Genomic DNA, 21432 nt, shown 5'->3' on the forward strand with positions numbered 1-21432 from the left:
GTTCGCTACGATTCCCGATTGGCCTTGCATCTTCCCATCACGCGGCGCCCTCGTTCCGGCGCGCGCCGCCACACACGAAAAATACTATGCCCACGCCGCCTCATGCCATCGGTTTCACACTCGATCCGCTCGATCGCGTATCGGAAAAGCGCGACGATGACGGCTTCGTTGCCGGCCTGCGCGACGATCCGTCCACGCGCTTTCTGCTGTTCGTGAACAACGTGCCGCTGTTCAAGCGCGCCAGCGGACACGATCCGCTGTTCGGCGCGCAGGAAGCCGCGGCGCTCGGCGCGCCCTTGCAGGCTGTTTTTCTCGGCCGCGATGCGGACCGGCGCGCGCTCTTCGCCGCCTCGTTCGACGACGGCGCGCAAAGCCTTCCCGAAGTCGAGGCCGTCGAGTTGCGCCCGATCGCGATGCAGGGTCTCGTGACGCCGCCGCTCGTCAGCGCGCTGGGCGAAGCGCGTTCGATGCTCGACTGGCATCGCCGTCATCGCTTCTGCGCGAACTGCGGCCAGCCGACCGATTCCGCGGGCGCGGGCTGGCGGCGCATCTGTCCGAATTGCAAGGCGCAGCATTTTCCGCGCGTGGATCCGGTCGTCATCATGCTCGTCACCGACGGCGAGCGCTGTCTGCTCGGCCGTCAGCCGCAATTCCTGCCGGGCATGTATTCGGCGCTCGCGGGCTTTGTCGAGCCGGGAGAGACGTTCGAGCACGCAGTGTATCGCGAGGTGCTGGAGGAAGCCGGCATCCGCTGCACGGACGTGCGCTATTACGCTTCGCAGCCGTGGCCGTTTCCGTCGTCGCTGATGATCGGCTGCTTCGCGCGCGCGGCTTCTACCGACCTCACCGTCGACGAGAACGAGCTCGAAGACGCGCGGTGGTTCACGCGCAAGGACGTCGGCGCGATGCTCGACGGCACGCACGAACAGGGGCTCTCCGCGCCGAAGCCGTTCGCGATCGCGCATCATCTGCTGAAGGCGTTCGCGACGGGCGAACTGGACTGAACGGCAGTTTCGCGGCGCGGGTCCGGCAATCGGTGGAGAATCCGAAGCTGTACCGCGCTGACGCGCGACTGATGCATTCCTCAGACACGGGGTGAACCACATGAACACGAAAGGCGGCGTCCATATCTGGTTGATCCGTCATGGCGAAACCGAATGGAGCAAGTCCGGCCAGCACACCGGCACGACGGACATTGCGCTCACCGACGAAGGACGCAGGCAAGCGGCGGCGCTCGCGCCGGTACTCGCGTCTCAGTCGTTCGATCTCGTGTTGACGAGTCCCATGGGCCGCGCGATCGAAACGTGCCGGCTGGCGGGTCTGGGCAATCGCGCGGAGGTCGAGCCCGAACTGCATGAGTGGAATTACGGCATTTACGAAGGGCGCAAGACGGCGGATATCCGCGTGGACGTGCCGGACTGGTCGGTGTGGACATCGCCGATTCCGGAAGGCGAGAGTGTCGTCGATGTCGGCAGGCGGGCGCAGAGGCTCATCGACAAGCTGCTTGCCACGAATGCGATGAACATCGCGCTCTTTTCGCATGCGCATTTTTCGCGCGTGTTCGGGGCGCAATGGGCGACGGGGTCGCCGGCGTTCGGTGCGCATCTCGCGATGGATACCGCGGCGATGAGTGTGCTCGGGTTCGAGCGCGATACGCGCGCGATCGTAAAGTGGAATCTATTGCCTTGATCAGGGGGGTTCTATGGGTTGTTTTTCGCCGGATCCCGTATTCGTGTCGGTCTATTGGCACTGCCCCTGTGCGGGGCGGCAGTCACTTTCTTTGCTGCTGCAAAGAAAGTAACCAAAGAAAGCAGCTTCTCCCATCCAAAGTACTTCACACCGGCCCCGGCACAGGCGATTGGCCTAATGGTCCGCCTGTAGCGAGTGCCCCCAAAACCGAACCGGGCTTGGCTCGCGCACGATCCGACAAGCTAGTAATTCGAGGGCACCGGTTCAGCACAAAACTGCACCGGCACAGCGCTACGCGCTGTCGCCGGGTCCACAAGGGAAACCAGCGGGCTGCGCATGCAGTGAGATGGAAGCGTTAGCAAAGAAGCACACGCAGACCCGATGGACCCATCGGCCGCGAAGCGGGCCGGAGCAGTCTTGTGCTGTACCGATTGGTCGTGTGGTGCGATGAGACGGACCGTGCGCGATCCAAGCGGTGTTCTGCTTGTGAGGGCACTTGCTACGGGCGGGCCATTAGGCCAATCGCCTGTGCCGGGGCCGGTGTGAGGTACTTTGGATGGGGATAGCTGCTTTCTTTGGTTACTTTCTTTGCAGCAGCAAAGAAAGTGACTGCCGCCCCGCACAGGGGCAGTGCCAATAAACCGACGCGACCACGGGATCCGGCGAAAAACCAAAAAATCCCCAAAGCCACCGCTCAAGAAGCCCCCAACCGCCCCCGCGCCGCGCGCCACTCAGCATAAGCAGAAAGCGTCGCAGCATCCGGCGGATACGTCCCCCGCAACACCGCTCCTTCTTCCACCCGCTCCGTCAAAAACGCCTCCATAACCTCCTGCTCGGTCGCATCGCGCGCGACCTCCGCCGCCATATAGCGCGGCACGATCACAACGCCATCCACATCGCCGACGACGATATCCCCCGGATAAACCGCCACGCCGCCACACGCGATCGGCACATTCATATCGACCGCATGATGCTTAGCGAGATTGAGCGGCGCGCTCGCACCCGCGCAAAAAAGCGGCAAGCCGATATCCCCGATCGTGCCCGAATCGCGCACGCATCCGTCCGACACCATGCCCGCCACGCCACGCATCTTGAGACGCATCGTGAGAATCGATCCCGTCGATGCGACGCCGCGTTCGCCACGGCAATCCTGCACGAGCACGCTGCCCGGCGGCGCAGTCTCGATGGCCTTGCGCTGCGGATGATCCGGATCCTGAAACACGCCGACGTGATCGATATCCTCACGCGCCGGAATATTGCGCAGCGTGAACGCCGGACCGACCATGTTCGCCCCGCCCCGCGCAGGCTTCACCAGCGGCGCGACGCCTTGCAGAAACACGTTGCGCAGCCCGCGCTTGAAGAGTTGCGTGGTGAGCGTCGCAGTGCTCACGTGGCGCAGCAGCTCGATCGTTTCGTCAGAAATTTCGATGTCCTGGCTCGTCATGTTGATGCGGTTCTCAGTGAATGTCCGGTTCGCCGCCCGTCGCGGCTTTCTCTTCGAGGAAATCGAAGTCGCAGCCCTTGTCCGCCTGCGTCACATGCAATTGATGCATCACGCCGAAGCCCCGCTCGAACGGCCGCTTCGGCGCCTGCCACGCCGCCTTGCGCGCGGCGAGCTCCTCATCGCCGACATCGAGATGCAGGCGGCGTGCAGGCACATCCAGCTCGATGATGTCGCCGTCCCTCACGAGCGCGAGCGGCCCGCCGACGAACGATTCGGGCGCCACATGCAGCACGCACGCGCCGTAGCTCGTCCCGCTCATGCGGGCGTCGGAAATCCGGACCATGTCGCGCACGCCCTGTTTCAGCAGCTTTTGCGGAATCAGCAACTGGCCCCACTCGGGCATGCCCGGCGCGCCGACCGGACCCGCATGCTGCAGCACGATCACCGAGTTCGCGGTGACATCGAGCGCTTCGTCGTCGATGCGCGCGGCCATGTCGGCATAGTCCCTGAACACGACCGCCGGCCCGCGATGCTTCAGCAAGTGCGCTTCCATCGCCGCCGGCTTGATGACGGCTCCGTCCGGCGCGAGATTGCCGGTCAGCACAGCCAGGCCGTCGTTCGGCACCAGGGGATTGTCGCGCCGGCGAATCACATCGTCGTTGAAAATCTCCGCACCCGCGATGTTCTCGCCGAGCGTCGCACCGTTGACGGTTAGTCGCGAGCGGTCGATCAGCTCGCCGAGCTCCGCGAGCAGCGCGCGCAGGCCGCCCGCATAGAAGAAGTCCTCCATCAGGTACTTGCCGGCGGGCCGAATGTTGCCGATCACCGGCGTCACGCGCGCGAGCTCGTCGAAGCGCGCGGTCGTGAGCGCAACGCCAGCCCGGCGCGCGACCGCCACGAGATGCACGATCGCGTTGGTCGAGCCGGACAGCGCGAGCACGGTCGTCACGGCGTTATCGAAGGATTTCGGCGTGAGGATGTCGGACGGCTTCAGGTCCGTCCACACCATCTCGACGATGCGCTGCCCCGTCAGCGACGCGTACTGCGCATGCCGCGAATCCACCGCTGGAATCGACGCGAAGCCCGGCAGCGTCATGCCCAGCGCTTCGGCGGCGCTCGTCATCGTCGATGCGGTGCCCATCGTCATGCAATGGCCCGGCGAGCGCGCGATGCCGCTTTCCACGCCCTTCCATTCGTCCTCGGTGATCTTGCCCGCGCGCAACTCCGCCCAATACTTCCACGTGTCCGAGCCGCTGCCGAGCGTGCGGCCGTTCCAGTCGCCGCGCAGCATCGGGCCGGCGGGAAGATAGATCGCGGGCAGATTCATGCTGATCGCGCCCATCAAAAGCGCCGGCGTGGTCTTGTCGCAGCCGCCCATCAGCACGCAGCCGTCGAACGGATACGAGCGCAGCACTTCCTCGACTTCCATCGCGAGGAAATTGCGGTAGAGCATGGTCGTCGGCTTTTGAAACGGCTCGGCGAGCGTCATCACCGGCATCTCGACGGGAAAGCCGCCCGCCTGCCAGACCCCGCGCTTCACTTCCTCGACCCGCTGCCTGAAATGCGTGTGGCACGAGTTGATCTCGCTCCACGTGTTGATCACGGCGATGACCGGCTTGCCCATGTAATCGGACGGGTGATAGCCCATCTGCGCCGTGCGCGAACGATGGCCGAACGAACGCAGATCGTTCACGCCGTACCAGCGGTGGCTGCGCAGTTCTTCCGGCTTCCTGCGATTCGAAGTCAAGCAGCGTCTCCTTGATGATAGCGTTATCATTCGATCGCGAAAAATGGTAGCGCCGCCATTCGGGAGCGTCGCTCGGGGTTTCTCCGGGGAACGCGCTACTTGATGCTGAGCTGAATCGACGCGATCAGTTCGGACAGGCCCAGCCACAGAATCTGCACGCCAATGCAGAAGATGATGAAGGCGAAGAGGCGCATCGCGACCTGCGTGCCGACCGCCCCGAGAAGGCGCTCCAGATGCCCGGCGAAACGCACGCACAGATAAATGCTCGCGCACAGGATCAGGAGTCCGATGCCCACGCCGGCGAGATGCACCGGCTGCAAGCCGTGACGCGGCGATCCCGTGCCGAGCGCGATGGCGACCGCGATCGCGCCCGGCCCGACCGTGATCGGCAAGGTCAGCGGATAGAACGCCTTCGCGCGCAGCGACGCGCCGCCGCGCGGTTTCGGCGCGGATTCCGCGCCGTCGTCATCGTCGGGGGTCTGGAGCAGGGTCCAGCCCGCCATCGCCACGACGAGACCGCCCGCCACGCGCAGCACCGGAATCGAGATGCCGAAGAACGACAGCACGTAAGCGCCGATCGACAGCGACGCCAGCAGGATCACGAAACTATTGATGCAGATGCGCCGCGCGAGCTCGGCGCGGTCGGCGTCGCCGATATGCGGCAGCATGCTCAGCACGACGAGCGCCGTCGCGGGCGGATTGATGATCGGGAACAATCCGGCGACGATCACGAGAACCGTCTTGGCGAATTCGTTGAGCATGCGCGTCGTTGTCCGTTCGTCGTAGGCGTGCTGCAAGCCCGGACATTGTGCACGCTAAGTGCAGGCGCGTGCGCGCGATTTCACTCAGACGAATGGCGCCGTGAGAATCAGCGCGCATTCGGTGAGAAAAGACCCGAGACCGACGCCGATCAGCACGCGCGCGATGATCGTCCACACACGACGATCGACATTGCCCGAGCAGCGCCAGGCGAGCGCGCACCACAGCAGATACAACGCCGAGCAAAGGGCGAATACGCCCAGCATGCCGGGCCAGAACCAGACGGTGATCAACAGGAATGTTTCGGGAGCGACGCCGCTCGCCCAGAGGTCTAGGTAGACGAACCACCATGCGAAGTGGATCGGCACGCCCAGCAACCACCAGATCTTCCAGAAGCGTTCTTCTCCACGCCAGGCCTTGCGCAACATGCGTCGTCATGCAATGGAAAGAGGCCCGCATTTTACTCCACGCGTGGCCCGGCCTTCGGCCCGCTCAGGCCGACAGGCTGCGGCGCTTCGCCTCCATGCGCGTGATGAGCCGTTGCAGCACGTTCTCCGCCGCACCCGAGAGCCGCACGAAGCGAAAGCCGACGACATAGCGCACGTCGCCGCGCGGCGTGGTCACCGTGCGTGGCGACACGAGTTCGAGATCGACGGGCAACGCCGCACCCGGACCGAGATGGAGCACGACATCCTCGAACAGGGTGCCGAGCGCCGTTTCCGCGAGACGCGGCGTGTCCATGCGCAGCGCGATGCCGCCGAGCGACAGGTCGTGCACCTCGTAGCGGAACGACTCGCCGTCGACGAATGCGCCTTGCGCATGGAAGGGCTCGAGAATCGGCGCCGGCACGCGAAAATATTCGCGGCGCTGAAACTGATAGAGCTTCCCGGGAAAGGAAACTTCGAACGCCTGCCGTCCTTCGTGAGTCACTGCGTGCGCTGCGAGCGTGGTGAATTCGACGCGCACGCCCTCCGGCGCGCCCTTGAAATACAACTGACGCGCCTCGAGCAATGCGCGGTTGTCCGACTCGACGCCGCCCCAGTCGAACACGATGCGCGCCTCGCGCACGTCGACTTCCAGCAATTGCGTGACGATCTGCCCGTGCCCGCTCGTCACCGTCAGCATGTCGCGGCGCTGCACGAGATGGCGCAGAACGATCGCTATTTCAGATGGCGTGTGTCGCGCAAAGCGCTCATGGTCTTCCGCGAATTTTTCGATATCGGCTGCGTGCGGCAATGGTTCGGCGAGCATGGTGGTCCAATCTGGTTCAGTTTGGGACAGCGAGCGACGACTACCCGGTTTCGCTTATGTTGCCCGAAGCGAAACGACTTCAGTACGTCGGTAACGACTAGGTTTTCCCGGCAATTCAGCGTTTTGCAGAGCAGCAAACGCCTTTGTCTTACGTATCACTTTCGAAAAGGGGAAGGCCGGGCGTCCATGCCCGGCCTTCCCGTTGCTTCTTGCGCGGCGACGATTTCGTCAGGCGAGCGCGTCGAGCTCGCTCACGAGCGCTCGGCGGCGCATCGGCGCGAGCGCCGCGCCGATGCGTTCGACCTGCGCCTCGCTGATCAGGCTCGTCAGAATCTCGCCGAAGCGCGGCTCGTCGACGCCCGAGATGATGTACTGCCAACGATACGCATCGACCAGCCCCGCGTGCACACGCGCTTCTTCGTCGCCGGTCAGCGCGCGGTCGAGTTGCGTGGCGAAGTAATGCGCATCGGCGGCGGCCTGCGCCTGCATCATGCCGTCGATGGCCGCGACCAGCTCGATCAGATCGCCGATCGCGGCATCGCGCGCGTCATCGTCGAGTCGCGCATCCTCGCGCATCCATTCCAGTTCGTCGATGATCGCGTGCTGCGACTCCTCTTTCCAGTGAAACAGGAAGATGTCCTTGAACAGCGGCGACAGGCTGGCGTCGCTCTCCATGCTTTGCCGGTAATGCACCTGCGTGACGATCTCGACGCAACACGTCAGCGCCAGAATCGACCAGGTGGACTTGCCGAGCACGAAGGCGGCGACCTCGTCGGCTTGCGCAATGAAGCGATAGCCGGGCGGCAGCGCCTGCGCCGCGAGCGCTTCGACGCGGCGAAACAGCTCCTGATGCTTCAGCTCTTCGTCGGTGAAACGGACGATCGCTTCGAGCGCGGTCTGGTCGCCGAGCGCGTGATCGCGGCCGACCTCCAGCATCTTTGCGCCGACGAATCGCTCGATCATGCCGAACATATTGGCGTAAGTGCGCCCCTGAATCTGCGACATCAGGCGGCGCTCGCGCGCGTCCAGAAATGGCAGGCGGTTCACTTCGGAGAGCCCGTCGGGCATGAACTTGTGCGCGGGATCGAAGTGACGACCGCGCAATACGTCGCGATCGATATCCCAGCGGATGCGGCGCGACACCTCAATGCACTTCGCGTAACGTTGCTGCGGGCTGATCTTCGTGGACCTGGACTCGTGCTGAACGGCATTCATGTGCTGACTCCGGAACGACTCTGCGTCGATGACTGCGATGGGCGGGCGCCGGAAATTCGGCGCGCGGCGTCGAACAGGTCGGCGTAAGGTCATGCGTCGCGTCACCGTTCTGCGAATCATTCTCGGGAGAGCCGCGCCTTCGCACATGAGGCGCATGTCCCGGTCGCGAGCCGGGACGCTGGAATTTGGCGGCCGGAAAGGGGGACTCGTGTCCCGAAGCGCTCAGATGGCGGGCGCGTCGAAGCCCGCGCGGCGCGCAAGCACGATCGCCTGCGCGCGATTTTCCACTTCGAGCTTCGCGAAGATGCTGGTGATGTGGTTGCGCACCGTCTTCTCGCTCAGCGCGAGGCGCGCGGCGATCTGCGCATTGTCGCGTCCGCCCGCGAGCAATTCGACGATATCGCGCTCACGCGGCGTCAGCGCGGAGAACGCCGGATCGGTCACCTGCGCCGATGGCAGGAACGCCCGCACTTCCTCGCGCCAGCGCTGCCACGCGGCGTCGAATTCGAGCGTGAGATGGTTTTCGCTTTCGAGCGGCACGAAGCGCGCGCCGGGAATCTGCCCCGCCAGCAGGCGGCTTTCGTCGAACGGCACGCGTGCATCGCCGCTCGCGTGCAGCACGAGCGTCGGGCATTGCACGCGCGGCAGCAGGTCGACCACGTCGATATCGTTGAACACGCGCATGATGCGCGCGGCGTTGCGCGGCGTCGTCGTCAGGCGTTCGAGCTCGTTGAACCAGTGATGCTGCTCCGGCGTGCCGCCGGGAATGAATTGCGTCGTGAAGAACTGGCGAAACGCCGGATTGTGCTTGCCCCAGCCGAGTTCCGCGAGCTTCACGAGCATTTCGGCTTCCTCGTGCAGCGCCGGATCGCACGAGCGTTTCAAGCGGCCGCGCGCGTAGCCGCCGTGCAGCACGAGATGCGTGACGCGCTCCGGATGCGCGACCGCATACGCGATGGCAATCGACGCGCCCTGCGAAATCCCGAGCAGCGGAAAGCGCTCGAGGCCGCTCGCCGCCACGACGGTTTCGAGATCGCGCAGCCAGGCGTCGAAGGAAATCTCGCTGACGTCGCGGTCGGAGAGCCCGCAGCCGCGCTGATCGTAGCGGATCAGCGTGTGGCGGCTGCACAGCTCGAGCATCAGATGGCTCCAGACCGGACTCGTGAAGTCGAGCTCCAGATGACTCATCCAGTTCGCCGCCTTGATGAGCGGCGGCCCGGCGCCGCACGTCGCGTACGCGATGCGCACGCCGTCGCTCGCGGTGCAAAGGCGGATCTGCTGCCGTGGCGTGGACGGGCGCGGCACCATCGGAGTGAAATGTAAGTATGGACTACGTACAAAGTCGATGCACGCGCAAACGCCCCGCGCGGCTCTCCATGCTCGCGCGTAATGGATTAGAAAGTCAAGGACGGCGCGCGCCGCGCGTCTGGCTCGCCAGGTCGCCGTGATGCATCGCGAGCGCACGCAGCGACGGCCACATATGCAGGTAATGCACCATGAAACTGTCGTGGGACTGAAGCTGATACGGCGTGTTGATCGTTGTGCAGTCGAGGAGATCGCGGTCTTCGGCCAGGCCGTGCCGCTGCAGCACCCTGATGAACACGTCCTGATCGCCGCCGCTCGCATACGTCGACGATTTATCCGCGATTGCGCCGATGCCCTGCTCGATCTCCGTCAGCACGTCGCGATTGCGCTGCGTGTGGCGAAAGCCCATGATGCCCGAGTTGAATTGCCAGCTCACGTCCATCGCGATCACGCGGTCGCGGTTCGTCAATAGCGGTTCGAGCGGCCGGGACTGATCGACGACCAGCACGTCCGCATCGATCCAGAAAGTCCATTCGTGCTCAGGCAGGTGGCGCAGCAACACCCACGGCTTGATCCAGTTGCCGCTCGCGCCCGGTCCCGCTTCCGGCGGCACGTCGCGATAGAGATGCAGCGCATAGCCGTGCCGCTCGCAATAGCGGCGCAGATTGCCTTCGGCGATAGCGCCGTACTCGCGGATATTCGGCGTATAGAGCATCGCGAGCGCGATCGGCGCATGACGGTTCAGCACTTCGTAGCGCGCGTCGCCGGCGGTCGGCGTCGGCACGTCGAGATACGGCAGGCCACGCTGCTGATGATCGTTGATGTGCTCGGCGAGCAGATCGCGCAGATCGGCGAACACCGGCTGGTTTTTCGGCGCGTCGGGCATATCGGCGAGCGCGAGCGCGAACGCAGGCCATTCGGTCCAAATCGGATGCACGTGCAAGGCGGCGAGCACGACAGGCACATATCCTTCGACCATCACATTGAACGGCAGCGGTTCGAGCGCGCCCAGCAACGCTGATTCGTCCGCGAGCGCACGGCCGAACTTCGCCCCGCTGCACAGACGTTCCACGCGCTCCCGCGCGGCCTGCGTGTTGCGCCAGAGCTGAAACGCCGCCATCACGTCGGTGCGTTCGCCGCCGCGGTACGAGACGATCCAGTCGCGGCTCTCGTCTTGCATGAACGTTTCGCACGGCACGTCGCGCAGCAGCAGGCAATCCTGCGTCAGCAGCAAGACGAGATCGCCCTCGGCGCAACCCCGCAGCTTTCGCAACAGCACCTGATACTTCGTCAGCAAGCGCAGATGCGGCCAGCCGAGCCTGCTGGTATCGACATATTCGTGCGCGTAGGCACGACGCGCGCAATAGCGGCGATGATTTTCGAATGACGCGCGAGCGGTATGGTCAGCGAAAAAACTGATGACGTGGGTCGTCATGGCGATGCTCCTGTGGGCCGCGTGTCGGCGATTTTCTATCCGCCGTCGGCGCGCCAGCAAGCGCAAGGACAGTTTGTTTCATCCGGCACGGCGTTGCCCGCGATCGTTTCACGGCACGACGGCCGCGAAACCATTGCGCGCTCAGCGCTTCGCCCGCAGCGGCAGCGTGGCGGTGAACTGGTCGATCGCCGCGAACAGCGTCGCCCGGCGCACGCCGTCCTGCGCCTGAATCGACAATCCCGCGAACAGCGTCATGCACAGCGCGGCGAGCGCCTGAACATCGGTGCGCGCGTCGAGTTCGCCATTTTCGACCGCTTGCGCGAGCCGCGCCGCGACGATCGATGCGACCTTGCGCCGGCGCTTCTGCATTTCGGCGCGCAACCGGGCGTGCCCGTCGCCGACGGACATCGCGCCCAGAAAGATCATGCAGCCGCGCGGATTCGGCGTGCGCGTGAACAACTCGACGCTCGCGCGGAACATCGCGCGCAGGCCGTCACGCACGGATTCATGCGCCTGCAATTGCCTGAGCGCCGCGCCGCCTTCCGCGTCCGTGTAGAGCTCGACCGCCTCGCGGTACAAATCTTCCTTGCTGCCGAACGCGGCGTAGAGGCTCGGCGAATTGATGCCCATCGCTTCGACGAGATCGGCCATCGAGCAGGTGTCGAACCCCTTCGCCCAGAACACTTCCATCGCGCTTCGCAAGGCCGCTTCGCGATCGAATGCGCGCGGCCGCCCGCGCCCCTTTTGCTGCGTCTCCTGCACGTCCGACGACATGTCTCGCTCCTTGCGCGTGCCTGCGCGCTTGTCAACGATTGCTGCGCGCATTGCAATTCTGAATTATGTGTCGATCGTAACAAAATAACTGGATCTTGTCCCTGGTCGATGTTTAAATATGTGTATCGATCGTTACATAAATCTCGGAACCGTCTTAGGAGTGTCATCATGAAATCGACTTTGTCCGCGCTTGCCGCAGCGTTGCTGCTGATGAGCCCGCTGGTGTCGTTCGCGCAAACGGCGTCGACGGCGGCGGCATCGCCCGCGCCGTATTCGGTGTTCGTCGATCAGCCGACCGGCTTCACGTTCGTGAAAATGCCGTCGGGGTGGAAGTTCGTAGGCGCTGTATCCCAGGAAGAGGCGCAGCATGTGCCGGCCAGTGTGCTGACGTCGGTATTGCCCGCGGATTCCGCTCGCAAGATCGACACTGCATCGGTCAAGTAAGGGTCACGCGCACGTGATCGAGACGTGATCGGGTGCGCCCGCGCGCTCCGCGCAGATCACATCGACGATGTATTGCGCATCGCGCGCGACGCCCGAGAAGCGGCCCGATCCCCATGTATGCAGCCACGGCAGGCCGACGAAATAGAGCCCCGGCACCGCCGTCACGCCGCGCGCATGCGACGGATGACCGCGTCCGTTGAACACCGGCGCGTCGAGCCAGCCGAAATCCGGCGTGAATCCGATGCACCACACCACCGACTTGATCCCGCTCGCATCCAGGTCCAGTTCGACGCGCTCGCCGCGCGGTCGCCAGACCGGCTCATAACGCGCCGCGCCCGGCGCATCGATGCCGTGCTTCTCGATGAACCCGTCGATGCTCGCGTTAATGCGGTTATAGGTGTCGTCGGCGTCATCGAGAACGGCAAGCAGATTCGGCGCGAAACGCAACGTGCCGTCGCGGAAATCCTCCAGACGCCCGAAGAGTTCCATGCCTTCCAGCGCGAAGCGGCGCAGGTCGATATCGCGTCCGCCGTCACGGCCCGTCACGTAATGATTGGTGTTGTCGCGCACGCCTTCGCGCAGCGGATGATCGGTCACGGGCATGTCGTAGTAACGCATGTCGGCGAGCCAGTCGACGACATCGCGGCCGCGATAGAACCGCGCGCAACGCGGCGCTTCGCCCACCGCGAGATGCACCTTGCGCCCCGACAGATGCAAATCCTCCGCGATCTGCGCACCCGACTGTCCCGAGCCGACGACGAGCACCGCGCCCGGCGGCAACGCATCCGCATTGCGATAGTCCGAGGACTGGACCTGCGCGACGTGCGCGGGCAGGCGCTCGGCCATGCGCGGCACGATCGGCGTGTGATAGCCCCCGGATGCGACCACGATCTGATCCGCGGTGAACTCGCCGCGCGTGCTCTTCACGAAGTAGCGCCCGTCCGCGCCGCGTTTCACGCGTATGACCGCCGCGCCTTCGAGCACGGGCGCGTTCACCTTCGCGATGAAGCCATCGAGATAGCCGATGATCTCGTCCTTCTTCATGAAGCCGTGCGGGTCCGCGCCGGCATACGGGTGTCCCGGCAGCGCGCACTGCCAGTTGGGCGTCACGAGACAGAACGTGTCCCAGCGCTGCGTGCGCCACGTGTGCGTGACCTCGTGCTTCTCCAGCACGAGATGATCGATGTTCGCCTGCTGCAGAAAGTAACTGACCGACAACCCCGCCTGCCCGCCACCGACGATGATCACGCTGTAGTGCGTTGATTGGACATTCGACATTTGCGCATCCTCTTCGACAGTTGAATCAATCGAGCGCGAGCACGGTGACGCGCGCATCGTTGGCGGCAGCGAAGCGGCTCGCGTCCTCCTCGATCCGCGCGAGCTGATCGAGCGCGGCGGAACACGCGAAGCCGAACTTTTCGCGCACGCGTTCCGAGCCGATGTTGAGCGCCTCGCGCGAGCGAGCCACGAAATCGCCGACGCTGTAGCTTTCGCCTGCCGTGAAGAATTCGCCCACGACCGTCGACGGCGAATAGCAATTCGCTTCGACGCCGTCGGGCCAGCGAACGAGAAAGTGCATGACTGGCATGATCGCGTGTCCTCTATGCGTTGAGCCTGCGGTAAATCTCGAGATGCCGTGCGGCACTCGCCTGCCACGTGAAGCGCCCGAGCAGCGCGGGCACCGCCTGAACGAAGTCGATGCCGCTCGCGCCGTCGAGCGCCTGGACGAGCGCATCGGTAATCGAAGCCGCATCGTGCGGGTCGGCGAAGATGCAAGTCGCGTCGTCGAGATACTCGGTGAACGGGGCGATGCGCGACACGACGACAGACCGCTCGCTCGCCAGCGCCTCCAGCACGACGAGCCCGAAGCCCTCGCGCAGCGAGATCATCGAGACCGCGTCGGCGAGTCGATAGAGCGCGGGCATCGATGCATCGGGCAGCGCGCCGGTCACGATCACCGGCGTGCCTCTGTCGCCCACGTCGAGCCGAAGCTCGGCGGCGCGTGCGAGAAATTGCCGCGTGTACACATCGTGATCGAGCAGGCTCGCGCCGCCCGCGAGCACGAGTTGCGCCGATGGCCGCCGCATGCGCAACACGGCGAACGCTTCGAGCAGCATCGACGTATTCTTGCGCGCCTCGATGCCGCCGACCGCGAGCACGACAGGACCGCCGCCGATGCCGAAGCGTGCGCGCAATGCATCCCGCTCGCCGTCGAACGATGCGCCGTAGCGCGCTCGGTCGATGCCGTTCGTCACGGTCCTCGCCGCGATGCCGCAGGTCGCGCGCATCGTGTGCGTCCACGTATCGCTCACGCAGAGCACGGCGTCCGCGTCGCGCCATGCGCGGCGTTGCCAGTGCGCGAGTTGCGCATCGTCGAAGTGGTCGAGATGATGCACGGTGCGCACGAAACGACGAATCGCGCCCTGCGCCTTCAGTTCCGCCAAGGCATTTCCGCCGATGCTGTCCTGCGCGTGGAGCACGTCGAAGCGGCCCGCGTTCTCTTCGACCGCACGCTTCAACGCAACGATGCGTTCATCGACCATGCCGGCCAGATCCTTTTGCCTGCCTTCGATACGCGCGAGCACGACACGGCAAGGCGATGACCTGAACATGGCTTCGCGCTCGCGCGCCGGCGCGAACACGGTGACGTCGTGTCCGCACTCGTGCAGCGCGCGCCCGAGTTCGAGCGTATGAACGACGCCGCCTCGCGGGTTCACCGAATGCGTGAGGAGCGCGATGCGCATCCGGTTCATCGCGCGCATATGAACGGCTCCTCGCGCAGATTCCACAGCAGCGCGCGCTCGGAACCGCGTTCGACGACGACCTCGCGGGACGCGTCCACTTCGCCGATCACCGCGCACGCAAGCTCGCGTGATGCGAAGCGCGCGAGCACTTCATCGACATGCTCGCGCCGCACCGACAGCACGAAGCCGAAGCTTGGAAACGCCGTGAGCCAGCGTTCGATATCGACTTCGGCGGGACGCGGCAGTGCATCGAGATCGATGCGCGCGCCCGCGTTCGAGCATTCGAGCAGCATCAACGCGGTGCCGAGCGTGCCCGCCATGCTGATGTCCTTGGCTGCATCGCACAGGCCGTCTTCGGCGATTGCGGGCAGCAGTTCGAAATCCGCGCGGGCACGACCCGCGGGCGCGCCCACCGATGCATTCCAGAACGGATACGGCTCCTCGAACGTGCCGCGCAGATCGACGGCCATCACGAGCGCATCGCCGGGACGCGCATCGAAACTCGTCAGAAGCTTGCGCGCCCGCCCGACGATCGCCACCGCGAGTTGCGCGCCATCGCTGCGCACGTTGCTGTGTCCGCCGACGATCGGCACGCCATACGCCGCCGACGCCGACGTCATGCCCGCGAGCACCTCGTCCGCGTCGCGCGCATTGCCGCTCCATAGCGCATCGACGACGGCGATCGGTCGGCCGCCCATCGCGTAGATGTCGCTGACATTGACCATCACGCCGCTATAGCCCGCGAACCGCGGCATCGTATGCACGAAGTCGCTCACGAGACCCTCGATGGCGAACAGCAGATAGCCGTCGCCATCGGGAATGGCCGCGCAATCGTCGCCTGCCGCAATGCCTTGCGCGTTCGCAGGCAAGCGCGACAGCACCCGCGAGATGTCGCCCTTGTGACGAAAGCCGCGGCTCTCGCGCAAGCGTTCGACGATATCGGCGAGCGCGCTCACGACGAGATCCTCCGCGCCAGCGCGACGAAGCCGCTGTGCGGCGTGACGCACGGCGGATAGGCATCGAGTTGCGCGCGCATCAGATGATGCGACCGGCCGAACAGCGTTTCCTCGGCGAGCGACGTCCAGTTCAGACGCTGAAACAGCGGCACGTTCTGCGCCTGGACGTGCGCGAGAAAAGTCTCGCATCCTTGCGCATGGGCGCTCGATACCGCGAGCCGGATCAGCGTCGCGCCGATCTTCGCGTGCGAGCGAAAGGCCGCATGCACCGCGAGCCGCGAGCCGAACCACACGCGCGGTTCGTGCTCGTGGATACGCACCGTGCCGACGACCTGCTCGGGCATGCCCGCGACGCAGCTCAGCGCGACGAGCAGTTGCGCGCGCCCGTCGATCTCGTCGCGATCGTCGCCGACGAACACGCCCTGCTCGACGCAGAACACCGCCCGCCGCAGCCTGTATGCCTCCTCCGCCTCCCACGGCAGCGTCACCCATTTCACGCGATATTCCACCGGCGTGTAGTCGAACGCGAGCGCATCGCCTTCAATGGCATCGACAAGCATGATCACACCTCGTACGAAGAAAGCGACGAGCACGCGCCGCACTTTCCACAGCCCGCCTTGATGTCGGCGGAACGCATGCCCGCTTCGGCGAGCATCGCGCCGATGGGCGCGAGCACCGTCTGCATGAATTCGGGCGACGGCGCCGGATGATCCTCGAGCGGCGTGCCGCTGATCGGCACGAAGGGCACGACGAACGGATACACGCCGAGGGCGATGCATTCGCGCGCGATCTGCACGATCGCCGCTGCGCTGTCGCCCAGACCCGCGAGGATGTAGGTGCTGACCTGAGCGCGCCCGAACACCTTCACGGCGGCTTCGAACGCTTCCATGTAGCGCGAGACGGGCACCGTCGCCTTGCCCGGCATGATGCGCTCCCGCACGGCGGGCGTCACCGCTTCGAGATGCATGCCGAGCGTATCGATGCCGCTCGCCTTCATGCGCTCGAACCAGCGATCGTCGTCGGGCGGCTCGCATTGCGCCTGGATCGGAAGATCGACGGCAGCCTTGATCGCGAACGCGCTGTCGCAGAGAATTTGCGCGCCGCGATCGGGCGTGGGCGGCGTGCCCGTCGTGAGGACCATGTGCTTCACGCCGTCGAGCAACACGGCCGCGCGCGCCACTTCGGCGAGCTGCTCGGGCGTCTTGCGCGCGATCGTGCGCCCCGCCGCGAGCGATTGACCGATCGCGCAGAACTGGCACGCCTTGCGCCGGCTTTCGTAACGGATGCAGGTTTGCAGCACCGTCGTCGCGAGCACGTCGGCGCCGTGCAGCGTGGCGATGTGCGAGTACGGCACGCCGTCGAGCGTCTGCATCGCGTAGAAGCGCGGCGGCTTCGGAAAGCTGATGCTCGCGATCGGAATCGCGTGGCGCGTCAAAGCGCTGTTGCCCTGCGCATCCGGCTCATGCGCGACGAACGGCGAGTCCCACGCCGTGCTCGTGTGCACGGGCACCATGATCGTCACGCCATCGACGGTCACCGCCTTGTGATCGGACGGACCCGCGCCGCCGCGCCGGCTCGATACACCGGCACGCGGATCGACGAGGCGCAGGCCCGTCGACTGAAGCTCAGTCATCAATTGCCGGCTCGCCGCCGGCAGGTTCTCTCTCGCGCTCATCGTCGTGGGTGCCCTTGAAAGAAGTGACGGGCGATGCCGGCCGGTCGTTGATCGCGAGACTCAGCAACTCGGGACGCGCGTAGTGACCGACGGAATCCATCATGCGTTTGCGCTTCGTGATCAGCGACATGTCCAGATCCGCGATCACCATTCCCTCGCCTTCGCGCAACGGCTCGGCGAGATGCTGGCCTTCCGGCGAGACGATCGCCGTGTTGCAGCCGCCGCGCAGCGCGCGCTGTAGATTCGGATCGGGCGTGATGGCTTCGATCTGCGCATCGGTGAGCCAGCCGGTCGCGTTGACGACGAAGCAGCCCGACTCGAGCGCGTGATGACGGATGGTCACTTCGATCTGCTCCGCGAAGATCGGCCCCACGAGCGAGCCGGGAAACTGGCTGCAATGAATCTCTTCGTGCTGCGTCATCAATGCATAGCGCGCGAGCGGGTTGTAGTGCTCCCAGCACGCGAGCGCACCCACGCGGCCCACGCCCGTCTCCACGACCTTCAGGCCCGCCGCATCGCCCTGGCCCCAGATCATGCGTTCATGGAACGTCGGCGTGATCTTGCGGCGTTTGAGCAGGAGCCCGCCGTCCGTATCGAAGATGAGTTGCGTGTTGTAGAGGCTGCCGTGATCGCGCTCGTTCACGCCGAGCACGACGACCATGTTCGCGCGCTTCGCGCGCTGCGCGACGGCGTGGGTGACCGGCCCCGGCACGACGACCGCCTGCTCGTAGAGCTTCATGTGATCCGCGCCCGATGCGACCGGCGCGCGCACGAACGAGAAGTACGGGTAATACGGCACGAAGGTTTCGGGGAACACGATCAGTTGCACGCCTTGCGCGGCCGCTTCGTCGATAGCCGCGCACACGCGCTCGAGCGTGCCGCCCGGACGCTCGAAGTCCGGCGTGATCTGCACGGCCGCCGCGCGGACGATGCGTCTGGTCGAGGGCGTCTCGGCCATGACCGTCACACGGTCCACGTATGAATGATGAGCGCGTTCTCCTTGCGATGAAGCAACTGGAGATCGAGCACGTCGAGCGGATTGATCGGCCGGATGCCTTCGATCAGCGACGCTTCGCCATGGCCGTAGAGCGCCTGCAACGCGAAGCGGCACGCATAGACCTTGCCGCCTTCGGCCATGAACTTCTGCAATTGCTTGTTGAAGTTGAGATGGCCGGGGAACGCCTCGTCACCGAGCGTCGGAAAGCCGCGTTGCAGGCCGAGCGTGACGCCGGGGCCATAGAGCAGCACGGAGGTATCGAAACCCTTGCGTTGCAGACGCGTCGCCTGCAGCAGATTCACGAAACCGATGGAACCTTCGAACGCGACCGTGTGAAACGTGACGAGGGCTTTCTCGCCGGGCTCGGCTTTCACATCCTCGAAGACTTTCTCTTCGTAGTCGACCAGATAATCGCCGTTCTTGTGAAGCGGTTGATTGACTGCGGGCATGGCATTCTCCGTGACTTTTCAGGTGAGGACGAACGCCAAAACGCAACGGATATGCCAATGATTGGCCCGCGAAATGCAATCACCGTGCGATCAAGCAAGGCGAATTTGCGCGAGCGACGCAAAAATTTTTTGGCTCGGGATTATGGGGCGGGCGTTTGCGGTATCGCGCCGGCGCGGCGCATGAACGGAACACGCACGCTTTCAGCGCAGGACCGCGTGCGCATGGTGCGCGACACACCGAAGCCGTGCATCGATGCGATCAATGCAATCAAGTGCGACCGAAGGGGACACCGAACGATGAATCAGCAGGCGCATCACTGGATCAGGAAGCTCGAAGAGAGCAGAAGGCCCGCTTATCTGACGATTCCCGATCTGATCGAGGAAGATCTCGCGAGCGGGCGATTGCGGCCGCGCGATCGCCTGCCGGGTTTGCGCGATCTCGCCGATCTGCTGAGCCTGAACTACACGACGGTCGCGCGCGCCTATGCGGAAGCGCGCAAGCGCGGGCTGCTCGATGCGCGCGCGGGCAGCGGCACCTTCGTGCGCGGCAGAACGCAGACGCTGCCGCTCGCGGGCGGCAGCAGCGTCGAAATGTCGATGAACATGCCGCCGGAGCCGCCCGCGCTCGCGTCGCGCTTGCGCGAATCGGCGGCGAGTCTGATGCGCGGCGCGGACCCCTATCAGTTGTTGCGCTATCAGGATTTCGGCGGCACGGCGGCGGATCGCGCGGCCGGACGCGACTGGCTGCGCGCGCGCGTGCCGGACTGCGATGCCGATACCGTGCTCGTGTGTCCGGGCATTCACGGCGCGCTCGTCGCACTCGTGTCACAGCTTGCGCGGCCCGGCGAAGCGATCTGTCTCGACGCGCTCGCGTACCCCGGCATCAAGGCGATCGCGTCGCAACTCGGCGTGCGTCTGCAGGCGCTGCCTCGCGACGACGAAGGTCCCTTGCCGCATGCGTTCGAGGCGTTGTGCAAGGCGGAGAAGCCCGGCGGATTCTATTGCAATCCGACCTTGCAGAATCCGAGCACGTTGACCCTGACGCGGCAGCGGCGCGAAGCGCTCGCCGACGTGGCATTGCGCTACAACGTGCCGATCATCGAGGACGAGCCCTATGGCATGTTGCCGGCCGATGCGCCGCCCGCGCTGGCCACGCTCGCGCCCGAGCTGACCTATCACGTCACGGGGATGTCGAAGACGCTGGGCGCGGGCTTGCGGATCGGCTATCTGAAAGCGCCGACGCCGAGACAGACGCAGCGCGTCGCCGGGGCGCTGCGCGCGACGACGGTCATGCCGAGTCCGTTCACCGTGCTGCTCGCGACGCAATGGATCAACGACGGCACCGCCGCCGAGATGCTCCGCGCAATTCGCGATGAATCCGCCGCAAGGCAGGCGATCGCTTCGGTCGAGCTAGGCGGCCTCGCTTTCGATGCCGATGCGAACGGCTTCCATCTATGGCTTCCGGTGCCCGCGCTGTGCGACTGGAGCGCGTCCGAGCTCGCGTTGCAGTTGCGCAATCAGGGCATCGGCGCGGTGGCCGGAGCCGCGTTCTCCACCGACGGCAATCCGCCGAACGCGCTGCGCCTGTGTCTCGGCGGACCGCAGGGAAGAGAGGATTGCCGCGAGGCTTTGCGACGCGTCGCGGACATGCTGGCCGATCCGCATCATCTGCATGTGCCGATGCTTTGAAGCGTCCGCCTAGCGCCGTCGATACGCATCGAGCAGACCTTGCACGGTGTCCGCCGGCACATAATGCGGCCCGTCGAAAAGATAGGTCTTGTAACCGCGATAAGCATCGATCTGCGGCTTCAGTTCATCGACGGTCGCCGGGCGGAATCCGCCGCCCACGCGCGGCCGAAATGCCTCCGCGATGATACGCACGCGCCGCCGTCCGAGCTTTGCCGCAAGCTGCTCCGCATACTCGCGCGCGACCTTCGCCTCGCGCGCATACACGCCGCATCCATCCTGCAGCAACACGCCGACGTCGCGCGGCAGCCATTGATCGAGCCATTCCGCGATCGCCGTGCCGCCGACGTTCGCGCGATCATAGACACTGATCCACAGCGGCCGCGGCAGCGCGTCCAGCATCGTGCGCAACGCGCCTGCGTTCTGCCACGTCGGATCGATCTCGACAGGAAAGTAGTAGCCCGTCACATGCACCGGTGGATGAAGGTCCGCGAGTTGCATCGATTCGATAGCCAGTTGCGCCGCGTTCGCACGCGCCGCCGCTTCGTCGAAGCGTCCCGCGAGTCCGACGATCACGTCGCGCGCCCAGGGTTCCTGTCCGATGCGCTCCCAGTCCGGCATCCGCGCCGCCGCGCGCAATCCGGTGCCCGGCACGAACGATATGCCGTCCACCGCCGTCCATTGCACGATGAGCTCGTGCGCGCCGATCCTGTCCCAGTCGCCGCGCGGATCGGCGTGCGCGTCGTCGGGTTGCCAGACGATGCCGTCGACGAGGCGCATGCGCGCGGCATCGGCTTGAGCCGAAAGCGGAGCGAGCGCGAGACAGCACGCGATGACGAGAAAGGAAAATAGCGAACGCATC

The 21432-nt window shown here is 65.2% G+C and carries 22 protein-coding genes; 4 read left to right on the top strand and 18 right to left on the bottom strand.

Annotation, left to right across the window (positions count from 1 at the left end):
- The first annotated feature begins 86 nt into the window (after window positions 1-86).
- Window positions 87-1004 (top strand): NAD(+) diphosphatase, encoded by a 918-nt coding sequence (gene nudC / locus U4Y90_RS14565; RefSeq protein ID WP_321795392.1) that lies wholly within the window; start codon window positions 87-89, stop codon window positions 1002-1004.
- 100 nt (window positions 1005-1104) lie between these two features.
- A complete protein-coding gene (locus U4Y90_RS14570; protein ID WP_321795394.1) occupies window positions 1105-1689 on the top strand; it encodes a histidine phosphatase family protein in 585 nt (194 codons plus the stop codon).
- 694 nt (window positions 1690-2383) lie between these two features.
- Here U4Y90_RS14570 and U4Y90_RS14575 read toward each other — a convergent pair.
- The 9 genes from U4Y90_RS14575 to U4Y90_RS14615 all read right to left on the bottom strand — a co-directional run bounded on the left by U4Y90_RS14575 (window position 2384) and on the right by U4Y90_RS14615 (window position 11619).
- Window positions 2384-3133 carry a ribonuclease activity regulator RraA gene (locus U4Y90_RS14575; protein ID WP_321795396.1) on the bottom strand — a complete coding sequence of 250 codons (750 nt, stop codon included), beginning with the start codon at window positions 3131-3133 and terminating at the stop codon, window positions 2384-2386.
- Window positions 3134-3146: 13 nt separating this feature from the next.
- Window positions 3147-4880, bottom strand: a complete 1734-nt coding sequence (gene araD / locus U4Y90_RS14580) for an L-arabinonate dehydratase (protein ID WP_415749348.1) — start codon at window positions 4878-4880, stop codon at window positions 3147-3149.
- Between the two features lie 95 nt (window positions 4881-4975).
- Window positions 4976-5641, bottom strand: coding sequence for a MarC family protein (locus U4Y90_RS14585; RefSeq protein ID WP_321795399.1), 666 nt, complete (start codon window positions 5639-5641; stop codon window positions 4976-4978).
- Window positions 5642-5725: 84 nt separating this feature from the next.
- On the bottom strand, window positions 5726-6067 hold the full coding sequence (locus U4Y90_RS14590) for a hypothetical protein (protein ID WP_321795401.1): 342 nt from the start codon (window positions 6065-6067) through the stop codon (window positions 5726-5728).
- Between the two features lie 64 nt (window positions 6068-6131).
- The gene (locus U4Y90_RS14595) at window positions 6132-6890 is read right to left on the bottom strand and encodes a flagellar brake protein (RefSeq protein WP_321795403.1); all 759 of its coding nucleotides are present in this window, start codon (window positions 6888-6890) and stop codon (window positions 6132-6134) included.
- A gap of 228 nt (window positions 6891-7118) precedes the next feature.
- Window positions 7119-8105: a hypothetical protein gene (locus U4Y90_RS14600; protein WP_321795404.1), complete on the bottom strand. Its 987-nt coding sequence runs from the start codon at window positions 8103-8105 to the stop codon at window positions 7119-7121.
- Window positions 8106-8327: 222 nt separating this feature from the next.
- Window positions 8328-9413, bottom strand: coding sequence for an alpha/beta fold hydrolase (locus tag U4Y90_RS14605; RefSeq protein WP_321795406.1), 1086 nt, complete (start codon window positions 9411-9413; stop codon window positions 8328-8330).
- Between the two features lie 94 nt (window positions 9414-9507).
- Entirely contained in the window at window positions 9508-10845 is a 1338-nt protein-coding gene (locus U4Y90_RS14610; protein ID WP_321795408.1) for a hypothetical protein, read from the bottom strand.
- A 141-nt stretch (window positions 10846-10986) separates the two neighbouring features.
- Window positions 10987-11619, bottom strand: coding sequence for a TetR/AcrR family transcriptional regulator (locus tag U4Y90_RS14615; RefSeq protein ID WP_321795409.1), 633 nt, complete (start codon window positions 11617-11619; stop codon window positions 10987-10989).
- 168 nt (window positions 11620-11787) lie between these two features.
- Between U4Y90_RS14615 and U4Y90_RS14620 the strand changes: the two genes are divergently transcribed.
- On the top strand, window positions 11788-12063 hold the full coding sequence (locus U4Y90_RS14620) for a hypothetical protein (RefSeq protein ID WP_321795410.1): 276 nt from the start codon (window positions 11788-11790) through the stop codon (window positions 12061-12063).
- A 3-nt stretch (window positions 12064-12066) separates the two neighbouring features.
- On the opposite strand, the gene U4Y90_RS14625 is transcribed toward U4Y90_RS14620, so the two are convergent.
- Genes U4Y90_RS14625 through U4Y90_RS14660 form a run of 8 tightly spaced genes read right to left on the bottom strand, consistent with a single transcriptional unit; the run spans window position 12067 to window position 18884 of the window.
- Complete coding sequence (locus tag U4Y90_RS14625; protein WP_321795411.1) at window positions 12067-13341, bottom strand: MSMEG_0569 family flavin-dependent oxidoreductase; 1275 nt, start codon at window positions 13339-13341, stop codon at window positions 12067-12069.
- Between the two features lie 25 nt (window positions 13342-13366).
- Window positions 13367-13651: an MSMEG_0570 family nitrogen starvation response protein gene (locus U4Y90_RS14630; protein WP_321795413.1), complete on the bottom strand. Its 285-nt coding sequence runs from the start codon at window positions 13649-13651 to the stop codon at window positions 13367-13369.
- Between the two features lie 13 nt (window positions 13652-13664).
- On the bottom strand, window positions 13665-14825 hold the full coding sequence (locus U4Y90_RS14635; protein WP_415749349.1) for an MSMEG_0565 family glycosyltransferase: 1161 nt from the start codon (window positions 14823-14825) through the stop codon (window positions 13665-13667).
- Window positions 14813-15763, bottom strand: a complete 951-nt coding sequence (locus U4Y90_RS14640) for a sll0787 family AIR synthase-like protein (protein WP_321795414.1) — start codon at window positions 15761-15763, stop codon at window positions 14813-14815. Before U4Y90_RS14640 ends, U4Y90_RS14635 begins: the two co-directional genes overlap by 13 nt.
- Window positions 15760-16323, bottom strand: a complete 564-nt coding sequence (locus U4Y90_RS14645; protein ID WP_321795416.1) for an MSMEG_0567/Sll0786 family nitrogen starvation N-acetyltransferase — start codon at window positions 16321-16323, stop codon at window positions 15760-15762. Before U4Y90_RS14645 ends, U4Y90_RS14640 begins: the two co-directional genes overlap by 4 nt.
- Before the next feature lie 2 nt (window positions 16324-16325).
- Entirely contained in the window at window positions 16326-17396 is a 1071-nt protein-coding gene (locus tag U4Y90_RS14650) for an MSMEG_0568 family radical SAM protein (RefSeq protein ID WP_321795417.1), read from the bottom strand.
- A complete protein-coding gene (locus U4Y90_RS14655; protein WP_321795419.1) occupies window positions 17389-18396 on the bottom strand; it encodes a Nit6803 family nitrilase in 1008 nt (335 codons plus the stop codon). Before U4Y90_RS14655 ends, U4Y90_RS14650 begins: the two co-directional genes overlap by 8 nt.
- Before the next feature lie 5 nt (window positions 18397-18401).
- A complete protein-coding gene (locus U4Y90_RS14660) occupies window positions 18402-18884 on the bottom strand; it encodes an MSMEG_0572/Sll0783 family nitrogen starvation response protein (protein ID WP_321795421.1) in 483 nt (160 codons plus the stop codon).
- A 297-nt stretch (window positions 18885-19181) separates the two neighbouring features.
- Between U4Y90_RS14660 and U4Y90_RS14665 the strand changes: the two genes are divergently transcribed.
- The gene (locus U4Y90_RS14665; protein ID WP_321795544.1) at window positions 19182-20573 is read left to right on the top strand and encodes a PLP-dependent aminotransferase family protein; all 1392 of its coding nucleotides are present in this window, start codon (window positions 19182-19184) and stop codon (window positions 20571-20573) included.
- Between the two features lie 9 nt (window positions 20574-20582).
- Here the strand turns inward: U4Y90_RS14665 and U4Y90_RS14670 are convergent, their stop codons facing one another.
- A complete protein-coding gene (locus U4Y90_RS14670) occupies window positions 20583-21431 on the bottom strand; it encodes a hypothetical protein (RefSeq protein WP_415749350.1) in 849 nt (282 codons plus the stop codon).
- Between the last annotated feature and the right edge of the window lies 1 nt (window position 21432).

This window comes from Caballeronia sp. J97 (assembly GCF_905220305.1).
Classification (GTDB): domain Bacteria; phylum Pseudomonadota; class Gammaproteobacteria; order Burkholderiales; family Burkholderiaceae; genus Caballeronia.